Origin of the sequence: Priestia taiwanensis, assembly GCF_014638355.1 — a bacterium.
Classification (GTDB): Bacteria; Bacillota; Bacilli; order Bacillales; family Bacillaceae_G; genus Priestia_D; species Priestia_D taiwanensis.
On the sequence record NZ_BMFK01000001.1, the window covers coordinates 154,625 to 171,448 of the forward strand.

Here is a 16,824-nt window from a genome sequence, read left to right on the forward strand (position 1 = left end):
AAAGTTTGAAAGCGTTTTCTTTCTATGTTACCATTTGACTGAAATATGACATATTTCGACAAAAATAAAGGGGGAATGTTTTATGAAACGTACAAAAACATGTTTAACGTATTTATCTTTATCTACTATTCTAGTAAGTAGTGCTTTTGTGTATTCTATACCGTCCGCATATGCGCAAACGGTTTCGCAAGTGGTGACGGATATTGGGAAAGAGGCAAAGACGTATACAAGCTATAATACGTTTAACAATGAACAAGCGGATAATATGACAATGTCATTGAAGGTTACATTTATCGATGATCCTAGTAGCGATAAGCAAATTGCTGTTTTGAATACAACAGGTAGCTTTATCGATGCAAATACTTCTATTAGTGATAAACCTGTTGATGGGTATCCTTTTCCAGGGGCAAGTGCAACGCTTCGTTATCCATCCGAATATGATGTTTCGATGAATCTTCAAGATACTAGTGCGAAATTCTTTAACGTAGCACCGACAAATGCAGTAGAAGAAACAACAGTAACTTCAGGTGTATCTTATCAACTTGGGGGTGCAATTAAGGTTACAGATAAAGGCGGAGAAGTTAGCGCAACTGGTGGAATGACATGGACTGATACAGTAAGTTATAAACAAACAAGCTATAAAACAAACTTAGTAGATCAAACAAATAAAAACGTAAAGTGGAATGTGTTCTTCAACGGGTATAACAACCAAAACTACGGAATATATACACGTGATTCTTACAATACAATGTATGGCAATCAATTATTCATGTATTCTCGTACATATCCATATGAAACGGATGCAAGAGGAAATCTAGTACCGATGGATCAGCTACCAGCATTAACAAATAGCGGATTTTCTCCTGGTATGATTGCGGTTGTTATTGCAGAGAAGAACATAGAGAAATCAGATGTTCAAGTCGCGTATACAAAGCATTCTGATGACTATGCGCTTCGTCCAGGATTTACATTTGGAGTAGCAAACTGGGTAGGAAATAATATCAAATATGTTGATAAAGATACGTTTGATAAATCATTTACGCTAGATTGGAAGAATAAGAAGTTACAAGAGAAATAAGTAAAAAATAAGCCATCATGATCATATAGGTCACGATGGCTTATTCCTATTATTTGTTCACTTTCTTAAATGTAAATGGTTTGTCGTTAAATAAAACAACGGAGTGGACTTGAATTTCATGCAATGTTCCTGCTGCGTTCATTTGGTAAGCGAGCAAAATTTTCATTTCAATGTGCATCCAGTCAAATGTGGATGAGAAGACATCATAATGATAATGAGTGAGTGGTGCTTCTACATCTAAAAACTTAAAGTAGAGTTCATTGTTTTTCTCATAGACCTCAAGTGTTCCATAAGCAGGATGCTCGAATGTTCCAGTGAAGTCTTGTACAGGATGAGATGGATTTGTGTCTTTTACTTGTTTCGGAAGTAGGTCATTAAATTGGTTCATCATTTCTTTAAACTTGCCACTATCTTCAACCGCGCGCTTATGCCAATCGATAGGAGATAAGTCAAGTAGTTCGTCGTACATGTGATGAGCCATGTACAGAGGAAGTAGGGACCCACTTACGTTTGTTAAAATAACAATACCGATATTTTCGGTTGGCATAAAGGAAGCGAAGGCAGAGAATCCGTCAATATTCCCTCCGTGATGAACCATTTTGTATCCACGGTAGGAACTAATGAACCAGCCAAGACCATAACTATTTACTGGCGATTCAGGGACAGTAAGTAATGGTTGGTCAGGAACTTGGTTGTGTGGTGTATACAGTTGCTGTAGTAATGCAGTGTCAAGAATCTGGTGGTCATTCATTTTACCTTGATTAAGGTGTAGTAGAAGCCATTTTGCCATATCTTCGACGGTAGAGTTAATACATCCAGCAGCTCCGACTGTATCAATGTTGCGGAATGGTATTTCGATGATGTCGCCATCTTTCTCTATGTAAGGAAGCGCAGCGTTATCGTTACGCTTAGAGTCATTCACAGAGAAATTCGTATTATCCATTTGGAGAGGTTGTAGAATATGGTCAGTAGTATATTGCTCCCACGTCTGATTTGTAATACTTTCAACCATATAGCTCATCGTAGCGTACATTAAATTGTTATATAAGAAAGTCGTACGAAGTGGTGCATCTAGTGGCAAGTGCTTAAGTTTGTCGACAATGCCTTTCCTACTTAATGCAGAGTTGTACCATACCATATCATGACGACTTACGCCAGAACGATGAGCAGCAAGGTCACGTGCTGTAAGTTGTGTACTAGCTACTTTGTCTAATAAAGAGAAAGAAGGGACGTAATCTTGAACCGGTGCATCCCAGTCGAATTTCTTCTGTTGAGCAAGTAAACTTAAGGAGAACGCACCAAATGCCTTTGAAGAAGAACCGATGGCGAAAAGTGTTTGCGGTGTAACGCGTTCTTTCTTTTCAAGATTACGGTATCCAAATCCTTGTGAGAGAATAACTTTACCGTCTTTTACAATTGCGACAGCAGCACCTGGTACGTGCAAATCTTGCATCATTTTTTCAAACGTTGTTTCGAGGGCAGTTTCTATTTTCGTCATTATTTGAACCTCCAACTAGTATTTTTTCGTGCATACAAGTAGTTCTCTACTTCGATTGGAAAATCCTTGAAAAATTTTAAAAATTATTAAATTCTTCACAATGTGTTGACTTCCTTTTTCGTTGTAACTATAATTGTTACAACGAGGTGATACTTATCAAAATTAGTAGTCGTTTTACGATTGCGGTTCATATTTTGTCGCTTATACATAGTAGTCCGGCACCTATTTGTACGTCGGAATATATGGCGGGAAGTGTGAATACGAATCCAGTTATTATTCGCAAAGTACTAGCTTATTTGAAGAAAGCTAATCTTGTGTACGTGAAGCGTGGTACAGGTGGTGCATATCTTATGAAAGAGCTGAGTGATATAACGTTACTTGATGTGTATCGAGCGGTCGATGTCGTGGAAGAGGAGAAGTTATTCCATTTTCACGAGAAGCCAAATCCTGATTGTCCAATTGGTGCTAACCTCCAACTTGTGTTAGAAGTACTTCTCGTACAAGCACAAGAAGCAATGGAAGCTGTGTTGAACAGCGTAACGATGGAGCAATTACTTGCATCATTAGATAAGCAAATACATGCGAACTAGTGCCTACTTTACTAGGCACCTATTTTATAGATGTGTTGTAACTATAAAGGTTACAACGAAGGGGAGGAAATAAATATGTCAGTAAAAGTGAAAGTATATTCCGATTTTGTTTGTCCATTTTGTTTCGTAGGAAAAGGTCCGTTAGATGAGGTAATGAAAGAGAAAGATATCGAAGTAGAGTGGATGCCGTTTGAACTTCGTCCGAGTCCAACACCAAAAATTGATCCGTGGAATGAGCCAGATAAAGTGAATGCATGGAATGCTTTTATCGCTCCAACAGCGAAGAAGTTTGGTGTAGATATGGTGTTGCCACGTATGTCTCCGCATCCGTACACACATCTTGCATTTGAAGGTTGTCACTTTGCGAAAGAGCATGGAAAAGGAAATGCCTTCTATGAGAGGGTGTTCACAGCATTTTTCCAAGAGGAACAAAACATTGAAGAGATCGACGTGTTAACGAAGTTAGCGGAAGAAGTTGGCTTGCAAGCAGAAGCCTTTAAAGAAGCATTAGTAACACGCAAGTATAAAGACGTACAAGCTGCGGCATTGAAGCATGCGTATGAAGAAGCACGTATTACAGCCGTTCCAACGTTTGTAATTGGTGACCAAGTAATTCAAGGGCTAGCGAGTAAAGAAAGGTTAGCAGAGGCAATTGATAAAGCTACGGAAAAAGGAAGTACGACAGGGATGCAATGTGACATTGACGGAAATTGTTAACTAGAAGAAGCCTACTTTTTGAGGAAGTAGGCTTCTTTTTTTAGAAAGTGACTGGTAAGCTTGCGAGAGAGCGGAATTTACTATAGTTGTAGATTAGTTTTTCTGGTTCAATTGCTAGATCGAGGTTAGGGAATCGTTGAAGTAATGTACCAAATGCAATTTCTCCTTCTAAACGTGCAAGAGGTGCTCCTAGACAGTGATGAATACCACTACCGAACGCTAAATGATTGTTTTCTTCGCGGGTAATATTTAATGTCTCAGGATTCTCAAATTTTCGTGGATCGATATTGGCAGCTGCGAGAGAGAATAATACCATTTCGCCCTTTTTAATTGTCTTTCCGTGCATGACTACGTCTTCACTCGCAAAACGATGAGCAATCATAATTGGACCAGCATAGCGCAGTAGTTCCTCAATAGCTGAAGGTAGCAAGGATGGATTGTCACGCAGCATTTTCATTTGTTCAGGGTGTTGAAGCAATGCAAGCATGCCGTTACCAATTAAGTTGACCGTCGTTTCATGGCCAGCGATAAAGAGAAGCCAGATGGTTGAAAGGAGTTCATTCTTACTTAATTTATCTTCTTGCTCTTGTGCTTGAATGAGAGCACTCATTAAGTCATCACAAGGGCTTATGCGTTTTTCATCCAGAAGTACTTCAATATAGTGAATAAATTGATCAAGTGTGTTTGTAACGGTAGCTACTTGACGAGGATCCAAAGCAGCACTCATCAATGTATGTGTCCATTCACGAAATTGCTGTTGATTCTCCGTTGGAATTCCGAGCATTTCGGAAATAACAATGATAGGTAAAGGATTAGCGAAATCAGCGATAACATCCATCTTTCCTTTTTCCTTCACGTTATCTAGAAGTTCGTTTGTAATTTGTTGAATACGAGGACGGAGGTTTTCAATCATACGCGGGGAAAATGCTTTCGATACTAGTCGGCGTAAGCGGGTGTGATCAGGTGGATCAACCGTTAGGAGATTGGGCATATTCATCATCCATTCAAACAATTTGTCGACGGTTGTAGTTTCTTCGCTTGCTTCCTTTTTCTCTTTCTGTGGTAGAAAGTTACGCACATCTTTAATGAAACGCGAGTCTTTCAATATCATGACAGCATCGTCATAGCCTAAGGTGACCAATGCTCCTCCCATACCGTAGAAGTCATCAAGGTGGAAAATCGCTTCTTCTTGCGCCATAAGCTGCTTATAAAAAATAATTGGATTATGCATCGTTTCTGGTGAACTGAAATCGTTAAACGAAACTTTCTTCATTTGTTTCCTCCTTATTAGTACAATTCAAATGAACTCCTTGTAACTATGTCTACGGATTTGTTTGTTAAAATATACCACTTATGTTTTGAGATACACGTGGGGGATTGATAAAAGAAGGTAATATAAAAAGCGTTATCTAATAATGATAGATAACGTTTTCATTTCTTTTTATAAGTTAAGGAAATTTCTTAAGGTGTATATTCACTAGTGTGAGTATATTTTCCCTTTGCGCTAAACCAATTCTCTTTAACTCGAATAACTTTTCCATTCTTTTTCTTGTAATATACTTTTGCGTAAGTACCATTTGGTAGTTTCTTCGTATGGTCATATACAAAGCCACTACCAGGGTCTGGCTGAACAACTTTTGCTCCTACAGTCATAGTCTCGCCTACTCCAAGAGAAGTGCTAAGAGAAGCTGATAAAACGATTGATGCCATTACTTTTTTTGTCAGTTTCATAGAATTCCCTCCTAATAGTATGACTCTTTAAAGAAAGTGAATATTAACTTTGTTTACATAAAATTACAACATTATATAGTATATTTATTAGTTTTGTAATGGTTTTTATCAAAATATGCATAATTGCATATTTTAAGGAAGGTTTTTTAAGATAATTTAATTTCGGTAATGATGTGGTCTTTATCTATTTTTTTCGTTTTATAAAATATATTAAAATATAAATAAGAAGTTGGTAGCCGCATTCCTAGGCCCATGGTCCCTTTACGCTCAAAAACACCCATGCTTATAATGGAGTCCGTAATAGAAAAGTTGAATGGTCGCCATTTAACTTTTTTATTACGGCGCGCGTACGAGAAAGATGATGTCATTCTTGCCATTCGAATGGAGAGATAAGTGAATTTATATGAAAACGCTTACTTTTTTTGTTGAGAGATTGAAGGGGGAAGTAATGTGAAGAAAACATTGATTGCAAGTCTAGTAGTATCAGCTGTATCTGCTAGTTACTTGATGCCTCAAGGGGTATTAGCAGAAGAAATGAAACCGAAGCAAGTTAGTGCACATAATGTTATAAATACGAAGGTACTATCGAATTCAATTCGAACACTAGGATCACAGTCACCGTTAATTCAAGCATATGGATTAGTGATTCTACAGCAACCAGATGTACAAGTGAAGGCGATGAGTAGCTTAACGAATCACCAAAAGATTGCTAGAAATAACGTAAAAGAATGGTTAGATGAATATAATCCAAGGTTAATAGATGTAAATGAAGACATGATGCGATTTAGCACAAGGTTCAATAGCTATTATAATAAATTATACGAATTAGCTGGCAAAGTAAACGAAGATGAGCAAGCGAAAGCGGATTTCTTACAAGCATTTAGTCGACTGCATACGCAAGTACGAACAGTGCAAGAGAAGATGACACAAACATCTCATGATTTGGCTAGTTATCAGACGTTATTGCTCACAGATAACAAGACATTCTCAGAGCGAGCAGAAATGGCGATTCAATCGTTACAAGGAACAAATGGGGAAGTAATACAACTACGAGCTGATATTAAGAAACTCCAAGATGAAATTCAGACAGAGTTGACGAATATTTTAAATAGCCCAAATGATATTGTAAAAGGTTCCATCAAGATTGGAAAGACGCTATCAACAATAGCGAAGAATGGTGCAGAAACTCAGACGTTAGACATCGTATCTGTTGAACAGCTTGGCGGCGATATTGTAAGTACAGCGAATAACCAAGCGAGTAAGTCTGCAGCAATTATTGCAGAGAAACAAAAAGCACTATTACCGCTTGTGAAGAAATTATCGGAAATTGAACTAGAAGTAACAGGTATTACTCTTATTGAAGATCAAGTAGATGGTTTTACAGAAATGATTAATCGCCAAACTACGGTGTTTGGTCATGTGATGAAAGATTGGAAGTCTATCAATGAGACGATGGAACAAATTGAAATGGATTTCGAAGCTGGTCTGGTGAATGGTACGTCACTGCAGAAACAAGTGATGATGCTGAAGAAGATGAGCGACGAAATCAATAAACAAACGAATCAATATCAAGATTTCGTAACAAATATTGAAGTGAAGTAAGTGATAGGAGAGGAAGAGTATGACAAAGAAACCGTATAAAGTAATGGCAATGTCCGCATTAGTTGCGACTATTGCAGTGAATAGTGTGCTTCCAATGCAGACGTTTGCATCAGAACGTACAGTGGCATCAGTATCTGCAAGTACAACAGATAAGTATGCAGAATATACATTAGGACCAGAAGGACTACGCGAGGCAATGGAGCGAACTGGTTCGAACGCATTGGTAATGGACTTATATGCATTAACGATTTTAAAGCAACCGAATGCGGATTTTACAAAAGTCAGCGCAATTGATGAAACGTTACAAGGCAAAATTATCACACATCAAAACATTGCTCGTGGCAACGCGAAACAATGGTTAGATGTACTAAAGCCACAGCTTATCTCAACGAATCAAAATATTATTAACTATAATACGAAGTTCGAGAACTATTACAACACATTAGTAGCGGCTGTAGATGCAGGTAACAAAACAACGTTAGCGAAAGGCTTAACAAGATTGTCTAGCAGTATCGCAGAGAACAAGCAAGAAGTAGATAAGTTAGTAGAAGACTTAACGAAGTTTAGAAATAAATTAACGGCAGATACACAGAATTTTAAAGGACATTCAAATCAAATTACAACGATTCTTGCAAGTCAAGATGCAGGTATCCCGCTTCTTCAAAAGCAAATCGGCTCTTACTATGATGCAATTAACAAGTATAACAGCATCATTATCGGCTCATCTGTTGCAACAGCGCTGGGACCAATTGCAATTGTTGGTGGTTCAGTAATGATTGCCACTGGCGCAGGTACACCGCTAGGTATCGGCTTAATCGCAGGTGGTGTTGGGGCGACTGGTACTGGTATTACCGGTATTGTGTTAGCGAAGCAAGGTATGAACGAGGCAGAAGCAGAAATTAAAAAGTTAACAGGAAGCGTAACTGATGCACAAGTGCAAATGGCAGGGTTAACAGCAATTAAGAAGCAAACAGAGTACTTAACGAATACCATTGACACAGCTATTACCGCTCTGCAAAATATTTCGAATCAATGGCATACAATGGGTTACAAATACAATTCATTAATTAAAAATGTAGAATTCATTAGTCCAGAAGATCTTTTCTTCATTAAGGAAGATTTAAATGTAGCAAAAGATAGCTGGAAAGACATCAAAGAATACGCAGAGAAAATCTACGCGGAAGATATTAAAGTTGTAGATAACGAGGCATAATATATAAGAAATCTCTTGTTCCTTATGGGGCAAGAGATTTCTTAAGGAGTAGGTGAAGAGGATGAAGAAGAACTGGGTGAAGGGTGTCATCGTCGCAATGATTACGTCCCTTCTTGTACCGATGTATGCTTCTGCGACGACAAATTCACTCGGCCCTGCTGAACTCCAAAGGGTTACAGCGGATGTTGCGGCTAATACAATTGTTATCGATGCATATGCGAATACGATACGAGATACGGTATTACCAGATGTTCCAAGTGTGCATACCGAACTACGATCAGCGGTGCAGAAGCATGGACAAACTGCGAAGGCGAATGCCAAAGAGTGGCTATATACAATTAAGCCGCAACTGGCTAAAACGAACGAAGCAATTATTGCGTATAACGATACATTCCAACAGCATTATGACACGTTACGATCAGCAGTGGAGAAAGAAGATGTACCGCAAATCGAAAAGGAAGTAAAGCAACTATATGAAAGTGTGTTACAGAACAAAGGGGAAGTAGAAGCGGTCGTTGAGAAGATTACAGCATTCCGTAATAAGCTAGCCGAGGATACGAAGAATTTCAAAGAGAGTGCGAATCAGCTAACATCCGTATTAGCAAGTACAAATGCGAGTATCCCAGCCCTGCAACGGGAAATTGAACAACAAAATGCCATCATTAAATCAGGAAATATCCTCATCGGGACAGGTTCAGCACTATGTGCACTTATCGTTGGATGTATCGCTGGAGGACCAATGATTGCAGATGGCGTTAACAAAAAGAAAGAAGCTAATGCGGCAATCGAGAAAATAAAAAATAGAATTTCAATTACTGAAAGGGAAGTAGTTCTATTAACAGACTTGAAACAAAAATTAACAGATATGACAGCAATGATAGATGCCGCCATTACATCGCTCCAAAATGTAGCGAACAATTGGCACACAATTGGAGCAAAGTACCACACACTTTTGAAAAACATTCACGTCATTAGCCCAGAGGAACTTCTTTTTATAAAAGAAGACTTACAGACGGCGAAGGATAGCTGGTATGAATTGAAAAAGTATGCGGAGCAGGTACAAGGATAAGGGGAATAATGTGCATTCTTTTTTACATAGCATCGAAGTCTTTATTATGAAAAAAATTTAAAACATACATTTCCATGTGTATAATAGAGAGATGTCTATAAATAAAGAGGTGTTAAGAAAGAAATGTTGATTTTTTTAGGGACTATTACCATTCTTTTGCTCGCGATTTTTCTAGGATTTTATATAAAAGAACCTAGAAGAGTAATCAATGGTTTATTGTTCAATTTATTCTTTGGTTCGTTTAGTGTGTTCCTTATTGCATTAGTATTGAGCACAGGTAATTCTGCTCTTATGATTCTTGTACTTATTCCAATTATTATTGTATTGTTCGGATTTAGTTTTGGATTTGTTGCGTTGATGGTTGCGATGTTTATGAACGCCAAGGTTCTACTTAAAAAAGAAGGAAGGCGTTTTGCTAACTGTTTAACACTCTTTTTTGGGATGTTTCTTTTGGCCATTATTATTTTAAATATGATTAGCTTAGGTCAGTTCTTATCAGACGGGTTTCAAACAGTATACGTTGGAGTAAATATGGTTGTTGTGTATTTGTTCTTCAATGCATTTAATTTCTTAACGGCATATTTCTTGTATCAATTTAATAGACCGAAATCCAATCAAGACTTTATTATCGTACTTGGAAGTGGTCTTGTGAATGACAAAGTACCACCGCTTTTAGGAAGCCGAATTGATAAGGCGATTGAGTTCTATTGGAAGCAAGCGAAAGTTACGGCGCCTCCTACAATTATTTTATCCGGAGGCCAAGGTCCTGACGAGAACCTTCCAGAAGCAGAGGCGATGCAACAGTATGCGCTTGAGAAGGGAATCCCTGAGGAGCATACGTTAAGAGAGGATAAGTCTACGACGACGTATGAAAATATGCTATTCTCCAAAAGAATCATGGATTCATTAAAAGGAGAAGCGTATAAAAGTATTTTCACAACGAACAATTTCCACCTGTTCCGTGCTGGCTTATATGCGAAGGAAGCAGGATTAAATAGCCAAGGAATTGGATCAAAGACAGCTCGGTACTATTGGCCAAATGCGATGATTCGTGAGTACATTGCTGTGTTTGTGATGAACCGTAAGCGTCACAGTATCGTTATCGGAATTATATTGGGAGGAACAAGTGCATTAGCTGGACTGTTGTATTTGTTATCTTAAAGGGAAGCTCGAATTTTCTTCGAGCTTTTTTATTTTGCCTTCTTGTGTATATAATTGGAAAAACGCTTCTGTGAGAATGTATGTTCGTGTATAATGGGAGAGAAAGGGGATGATGAATGTGATAAATGGAGTAAGAGACTTATATGAGTACAATGTATGGGCGAATACGCAGATTTTCAATAAATTAAGGGAACTTCCTAGTGATGTATATCGTCAAGAGATAGAAAGTGTATTTCCGTCTATAGCTAGTGTGTTATCTCACATGTACCTTGCAGATTTATGCTGGTTTGATGTGTTATCTGGGCAACGTTTTCAAGAAGCGATGAAGAAAACGTGGGAGATGCAAGAAGAAATAGAAGCGAAGAGTTTTGAAGAGGTAGAATTATTATTTGGAGAAATGGTAAAGAAATATGAAGTGTTTCTAAGTAATTCAGAGAATATTGACAAGTTACTTATAGTAGAGCATCCATTAGATGATGAATTATTACATGGGAGTGTAAGAGAATTGCTCTCGCATGTGGTGAACCATGGCACGTACCACCGTGGTAACGTTGCTGCGATGTTACATCAACTTGGTTATCGTTCTGTCATGACAGATTATATCGTGTATTTGTATGCGAAGAAGAAAGAAGTAGGGGAAAGTAATGTTGAGAAGTGGGAATAAATAAAACACCCGAAATGGCGTCATTTCGGGTGTTAGTTTATTTATTTCTTCATCGACCATTCTTCAACGTTCCACGTCTTTGTTACCCAATCTTCATAGAATTCAGGTTCGTGACATACTAATAGAATTGTTCCTTTATATGCTTTTAGGGCACGTTGCAGTTCTTCTTTTGCTGATACGTCTAAGTGGTTTGTCGGCTCATCGAATAGAATCCAGTTAGATTCGTTGTTCATTAGCTTCGCTAGACGTACTTTTGCTTGTTCTCCACCACTTAGCATGCTTAGTGGACGAGTGATGTGTTCGTTCTTCAGACCGCAACGAGCTAGCATTGCGCGTACTTGGTGTTGGTCAAGTCCTGGGAACTCGTTCCAAATCTCATCAAGTGGTGTTGAGTTTCCTGCTTTTACTTCTTGTTCGAAGTATGCTGGGAATAGGAAGTCACCGCGCTCTAACTTACCGCTAATTGCTGGGATTTTGCCCATGATTGTTTTTAGTAATGTCGATTTACCGACACCGTTACAACCTACGATTGCAATCTTGTCACCGCGTTCGATTTCCATTGACATCTTTGGAAGAAGGGCGTGTGTGTATCCAATTTCGAAGTCTTTCCCTTCGAATACGAAACGACTACTTGCGCGAGATTCTTTGAATTCGAACTCAGGCTTGACCGCTTCCATTGGGCGGTCAATTCGATCGATACGCTCAAGTTGTTTTTGACGTGATTTCGCACGTCCACTTGTTGAGTAACGGGCTTTGTTTCGTGCGATGAAATCTTCTTGTTGCTTAATGAATTCTTGTTGTTTCTCATATGCCGCAACATGTTGGTTCTTGTTGATTTCGGCCATTTCTAAGAATTTATCGTAACTTCCAGTGTAGCGAGTTAATTTACTAAATTCTAAGTGGAAAATAACGTCTACAACTTTGTTCATGAATTCTGTATCATGCGAGATTAACATGAATGCGAATGGGTATTCTTTTAAGTAGTTCGCTAACCAGTTAATGTGTTCTACGTCTAAGTAGTTCGTAGGCTCGTCCAGTAGTAATACTTCTGGCTTCTCTAATAAAAGCTTCGCAAGTAATACTTTCGTACGTTGTCCACCACTTAGTGCCGTTACGTCACGGTCAAGACCGACTGCATCAAGACCTAAACCACGTGCTGTTTCTTCTACTTTCACATCGATCATGTAGAAGTCACCAGCGTCTAGTTTTTCTTGAATATTACCCATTTTCTCTAATAATACTTCTAATTCTTCAGGTGATGCAGTTGCCATCTGCTCAGTAACTTTGTTCATTTCTGCTTCTTGTTCGAATAAAGGTAAGAATGCGTCCTTTAGAACGTCACGAATTGTCTTTCCTGGTGTTAAGACAGTGTGCTGATCTAAGTAACCGTAGTTAACACGTGGAGTCCATTCTACTTTCCCAGTATCTCGAACAAGTTGTCCTGTAATAATATTCATCATCGTTGATTTACCAACGCCGTTTGCACCAACTAGCCCAACATGTTCGCCAGCTAATAAACGGAAAGATGCGTCTTCGAATAAGACACGATCGCCAAATGTATGGGATAAATTTTCAACAGTTAATAATGCCATGATTTTTGCCTCCTACTAATAATCCTTTCCTTACTATACATGAACTTTGCAAAAAGAGAAATGGTTTTGTTGCAAGGATAATTTTCCTACCTATGTATTGTTTCACATTGGACATTTATATTTAAATTTTTCCGCTCATATAGTAGAAGGAAAACTGTTTTGGAGGTGGATAATGTCATCGTTTGAACAAGTAAACGAGTATTTTAGTGAAGTACGAAAATGGTGCGGTCAACTGCTACAAGCATTGTACAAACGAGGAGAAGATGAATTCGACAAACACGACTTGGCAGACAAAGTACAGGCGTTAGTTAATCGAATTGGTGCGAATGAAGCACATTATGATTTAGCCTTTACATATGAAGTGAAGGCGGAAGTAGAGGACATTCAAGAAGAATGGGAAATGCTAAGGCAGAAGCAAGGAGAAGAGTTGGAGCGGGCATACGATGATATACGGGTAGGGATAGGAGAGCATCAGTTACCTCCATTGCCTTATCCATATCATGCATTAGAGCCGTACATTGCGAAAGAAATTATGGTGCTCCATCATGATGTGCACCATAAAAGTTACGTTGATGGATTGAATAAAGCAGAGCGAAAGATGCAAGAGGCGAGGGTGCAAGGGAATTACGAGTTGTTGAAACATTGGGAGCGAGAAGCTGCATTTCACGGCTCTGGTCATTACTTGCATACAATTTTCTGGAATAACATGAGTAGAAATGGTGGAGGCAAGCCAAAAGGTGCGTTGTTAGAACGGATTCGTCGTGACTTTGGGAGTTTTGGGCATTTTAAGCAACATTTCACCGAAGCAGCGAATCAAGTGGAAGGTGTTGGATGGGCATTATTAGTATGGTCCCCACGTGCGCATCGGTTAGAAATTTTGCAGACGGAGAAGCATCAGCTATTTACCCAGTGGGATACGATTCCACTTCTCGTCTTAGATGTGTGGGAGCATGCATACTACTTACAGTATCAAACGAAGCGAGCGGAATACGTGAAGAATTGGTGGAATATCGTGAATTGGCGTGATGTGGAGGACAGGTACTATCAGGCGAGTCAGTTGAAGTGGAAGAGTTATTAGGAACCATTGTGAATGAATATCATTGGTCTTTCATAATAGGAAAAGGAGTTGTCACCAATGTAACAACTCCTTTTTTAGAAGGTTTATCGATAATTTAGGGGATTATCGATTGGATGCAACCATTTAGTTGGTACATCGAAAATATTGCGACTAGCAAGCAATTAGCGTTTGCTTTAGTGCGTTGTCAGCCGCTGTAATACATATATCGGTCATTTTTTCACTTTTATCAGTTATTTTTGAAAATTTATTCATTATTTTTGGAAAAAATCAGTCATTTTACTTTATTATCAATCATTTTCCTATCTTATCCCCTTGAAAGTTCTTCAATTTGTTCCTTCACGTTTGTATTGGACAATCCCCCGTGGTAACCAATAACTCTTTCGATATCAAAATTTCGTAATTTCTGGAGAGAGTTCTTTGCTATTTCCATTTATATTGTACCGGTTTAAATAGACATATAGAAGATGGGATTTCAAATTAATGTTAGTAATGAGAGGAAATGTTATATAATGTAGGAGAAGAGGTGGTTTTACATGGAGAGGACAGACAAGAAAAATTTTAAATGGGGAGCGATAGGGGCAGTAGCATTGCTCGTTCTATCAAAATTTAAATGGGTATTAGTAGCCTTAAAGTTTCTAAAAATCCCAACAGCGATTAGTATGCTTATTTCCTTATTCGCTTATGGATATGTATATGGTTGGTTATTCGCAGTTGCACTTATTTATCTCGTATTTGTGCATGAAATGGGACACTTATGGGCAGCGAAGCGTATTGGGTTGAAGACGTCTCCGGCGATTTTCATTCCATTTGTCGGTGCATTTGTCGGAATGAAGGAGTTTCCGAAAAATGCGAAAGATGAAGCATTTGTTGGATATATGGGGCCGTTGTTTGGATTGTTTTCGATTTTGCCAGCAATCGTTCTGTATTATATGACAGATGAGCCATTCTTTGGACTAGTAATTGCGTTGGGGGCGGTTATTAATCTATTTAACTTAATGCCAGTATCTCCACTTGATGGGGGGCGTATCCTTTCGGTTGTGTCGACGAAATTGTGGATTATCGGATTGATTATGCTCGGTGTGTATACATATATGAGTGGTTCGTTGCTGTTAATCTTCATCTTGTTCATTGGTATTATGACGTGGTGGAGACGTGTGACGGAAGAGAAACGTATGAATAAGTTGCAGATAGAAATTGATTTTTACGAGAAGTATCTTCAATCATATCACGAGCATTTTCAAATGGAAGAAGAGAGAAGAATGCCGTTCGTGTACGTTGGAATGGATGTGAAGAGACGTTATCTATACTTTAAGGAAGAAAATACATCGCCTACGAAAGAGGAAAAAATAGAAGCAAGTGTTGTCTATACAATACACGACGTTTTTCACGGAAGAGGAAAGACGGACGAAGAATTAGAAGCAACATATAGAAAACAATGTGAAAAGCTTCAAGAACTAAAAAATGAAAAAGAACATACAAAGCATTACTATGTGGCAGATCCGAAAGTAAAGTGGACGTATTTCCTTGCGTACGTATTGTTAGTAGCTGTTCTTGGTGCACTGCACCTGTATGGACAGGAGATTATTGATTTAAAAGGATTTGTTGAAGAAAATAGGTAAATGGAACAAAAGGTGATTTCTTCATGAAGGAGTCACCTTTTTCCTTTTTATCCCTTTTCGTCATGTATAATAGAGGTAGATAGAGGGAGGGATTGGATGGAAACAGTAGAGAAAAAAACAGAGAAGAAACTAAAATGGGGAACAGTTGGTGTCATTGGGGTGCTTGTTTTAACGAAGTTGAAATGGGTGCTTAGTATCTTGAAGTTTCTGAAAATACCAACTACTATTAGTATGATTCTTTCCTTATTCGCGTACGGATTGGTATATGGATGGATGTTTGCGGTTGCGATTATTTATCTACTATTTGTACATGAAATGGGGCATTTATGGGCGACGAAGCGAATTGGACTAAAGACGTCGTCGGCAATTTTTATTCCATTTGTCGGTGCGTTTATTGGGTTAAAAGAAATGCCGAAAAATGCAAAGGATGAGGCATTCGTTGGCTATATGGGACCTCTCTTTGGGTTGTTTTCGATCTTGCCAGCCATTATATTGTATCTCATTACAGATGAGCCGTTCTTTGGGTTAGTTATTGCGTTAGGAGCGCTTATTAATTTATTTAATTTAATGCCAGTATCTCCGCTTGATGGCGGACGTATCATCTCTGTCGTATCGACGAAACTGTGGATTATCGGGTTGATGATGCTTGGCGTGTATACATATATGACGGGTTCGGGATTTTTAGTGTTTATTTTGATTATTGGTGCGATGACGTGGTGGGAGCGGGTGACCGAAGAAAAGCGATTGGGACGTTTGCAAGTACAGATTGATGTTCATGAGAAGTACATACAGCCGTACCGTGAGTATTTTGAATCAAAGGAAGAGTGGAGAATGCCGTTCGTCTATGTTGGAGTAGAGGTGAAGAGACGTCACAATTACTTCTTGGAAGAGAAAATTTTTCCAGTTAAAGAAGAGAGAGTAGAAGAGATTGTTGTGAATTTGTTTTATGACGCGTTTCATCGAAGTGCAAAGACGGAAGAAGAGTTAGAAGAGGCATATGGGAAACGCTGTAAGGAGTTGCAAGAGTTAAAAGACGAAAAAGACCGTACCAAGCATTATTACGTTGCCACACCGAAAGTAAGATGGACGTACTTCTTGGCATATGTGTTGTTAGTAGCAACGCTTGGTGGACTTCATTTATACGGACAAGAAATTATTGATTTAGATATGTTTATTGAAGAAAATCGTTGAGCGATGTATGACGGAGGCGAG

15 protein-coding genes are annotated in these 16,824 nt (G+C 38.6%); 11 read left to right on the forward strand and 4 right to left on the reverse strand.

All coding sequences use genetic code 11. From position 1 onward, the window contains the following. Positions 1 to 82 precede the first annotated feature (82 nt). Entirely contained in the window at positions 83 to 1,078 is a 996-nt protein-coding gene (locus IEV41_RS00810; RefSeq protein ID WP_188386568.1) for a leukocidin/hemolysin toxin family protein, read from the forward strand. Between the two features lie 49 nt (positions 1,079 to 1,127). On the opposite strand, the gene IEV41_RS00815 is transcribed toward IEV41_RS00810, so the two are convergent. Next, positions 1,128 to 2,576 carry a serine hydrolase gene (locus IEV41_RS00815; RefSeq protein ID WP_188386569.1) on the reverse strand — a complete coding sequence of 483 codons (1,449 nt, stop codon included), beginning with the start codon at positions 2,574 to 2,576 and terminating at the stop codon, positions 1,128 to 1,130. Positions 2,577 to 2,731: 155 nt separating this feature from the next. Here IEV41_RS00815 and IEV41_RS00820 point away from each other — a divergent pair, with 155 nt between their 5' ends. Both IEV41_RS00820 and IEV41_RS00825 read left to right on the forward strand, forming a co-directional pair. Beyond that, complete coding sequence (locus IEV41_RS00820) at positions 2,732 to 3,166, forward strand: Rrf2 family transcriptional regulator (protein WP_188388623.1); 435 nt, start codon at positions 2,732 to 2,734, stop codon at positions 3,164 to 3,166. Between the two features lie 75 nt (positions 3,167 to 3,241). Beyond that, positions 3,242 to 3,883: a DsbA family oxidoreductase gene (locus IEV41_RS00825; protein WP_188386570.1), complete on the forward strand. Its 642-nt coding sequence runs from the start codon at positions 3,242 to 3,244 to the stop codon at positions 3,881 to 3,883. Between the two features lie 40 nt (positions 3,884 to 3,923). Here the strand turns inward: IEV41_RS00825 and IEV41_RS00830 are convergent, their stop codons facing one another. Together IEV41_RS00830 and IEV41_RS00835 are read right to left on the reverse strand one after the other, a co-directional pair. Further along, the gene (locus IEV41_RS00830; protein ID WP_188386571.1) at positions 3,924 to 5,156 is read right to left on the reverse strand and encodes a cytochrome P450 family protein; all 1,233 of its coding nucleotides are present in this window, start codon (positions 5,154 to 5,156) and stop codon (positions 3,924 to 3,926) included. Between the two features lie 188 nt (positions 5,157 to 5,344). Further along, entirely contained in the window at positions 5,345 to 5,614 is a 270-nt protein-coding gene (locus IEV41_RS00835; protein WP_188386572.1) for a hypothetical protein, read from the reverse strand. A gap of 450 nt (positions 5,615 to 6,064) precedes the next feature. Between IEV41_RS00835 and nheA the strand changes: the two genes are divergently transcribed. The 5 genes from nheA (at position 6,065) to IEV41_RS00860 (ending at position 11,323) form a co-directional block, all read left to right on the forward strand. After that, a complete protein-coding gene (gene nheA / locus IEV41_RS00840; protein WP_188386573.1) occupies positions 6,065 to 7,216 on the forward strand; it encodes a non-hemolytic enterotoxin subunit A in 1,152 nt (383 codons plus the stop codon). Positions 7,217 to 7,235: 19 nt separating this feature from the next. Beyond that, positions 7,236 to 8,429: a non-hemolytic enterotoxin subunit B gene (gene nheB, locus IEV41_RS00845; RefSeq protein WP_188386574.1), complete on the forward strand. Its 1,194-nt coding sequence runs from the start codon at positions 7,236 to 7,238 to the stop codon at positions 8,427 to 8,429. 61 nt (positions 8,430 to 8,490) lie between these two features. Beyond that, positions 8,491 to 9,498, forward strand: a complete 1,008-nt coding sequence (locus tag IEV41_RS00850; RefSeq protein ID WP_188386575.1) for a ClyA family alpha-helical pore-forming toxin — start codon at positions 8,491 to 8,493, stop codon at positions 9,496 to 9,498. A gap of 129 nt (positions 9,499 to 9,627) precedes the next feature. Continuing rightward, entirely contained in the window at positions 9,628 to 10,659 is a 1,032-nt protein-coding gene (locus IEV41_RS00855) for a YdcF family protein (protein WP_188388624.1), read from the forward strand. Between the two features lie 109 nt (positions 10,660 to 10,768). Then, positions 10,769 to 11,323 carry a DinB family protein gene (locus tag IEV41_RS00860; protein WP_275583688.1) on the forward strand — a complete coding sequence of 185 codons (555 nt, stop codon included), beginning with the start codon at positions 10,769 to 10,771 and terminating at the stop codon, positions 11,321 to 11,323. A 41-nt stretch (positions 11,324 to 11,364) separates the two neighbouring features. Here IEV41_RS00860 and IEV41_RS00865 read toward each other — a convergent pair whose 3' ends face one another. Beyond that, complete coding sequence (locus IEV41_RS00865) at positions 11,365 to 12,915, reverse strand: ABC-F family ATP-binding cassette domain-containing protein (protein WP_188386576.1); 1,551 nt, start codon at positions 12,913 to 12,915, stop codon at positions 11,365 to 11,367. A gap of 172 nt (positions 12,916 to 13,087) precedes the next feature. Here IEV41_RS00865 and IEV41_RS00870 point away from each other — a divergent pair, with 172 nt between their 5' ends. The 3 genes from IEV41_RS00870 to IEV41_RS00880 all read left to right on the forward strand — a co-directional run bounded on the left by IEV41_RS00870 (position 13,088) and on the right by IEV41_RS00880 (position 16,803). Next, a complete protein-coding gene (locus IEV41_RS00870) occupies positions 13,088 to 13,993 on the forward strand; it encodes a superoxide dismutase (RefSeq protein WP_188386577.1) in 906 nt (301 codons plus the stop codon). Between the two features lie 533 nt (positions 13,994 to 14,526). Continuing rightward, on the forward strand, positions 14,527 to 15,612 hold the full coding sequence (locus IEV41_RS00875; protein WP_229722106.1) for a site-2 protease family protein: 1,086 nt from the start codon (positions 14,527 to 14,529) through the stop codon (positions 15,610 to 15,612). Positions 15,613 to 15,708: 96 nt separating this feature from the next. Next, complete coding sequence (locus tag IEV41_RS00880) at positions 15,709 to 16,803, forward strand: site-2 protease family protein (protein ID WP_188386578.1); 1,095 nt, start codon at positions 15,709 to 15,711, stop codon at positions 16,801 to 16,803. Positions 16,804 to 16,824 lie beyond the last annotated feature (21 nt).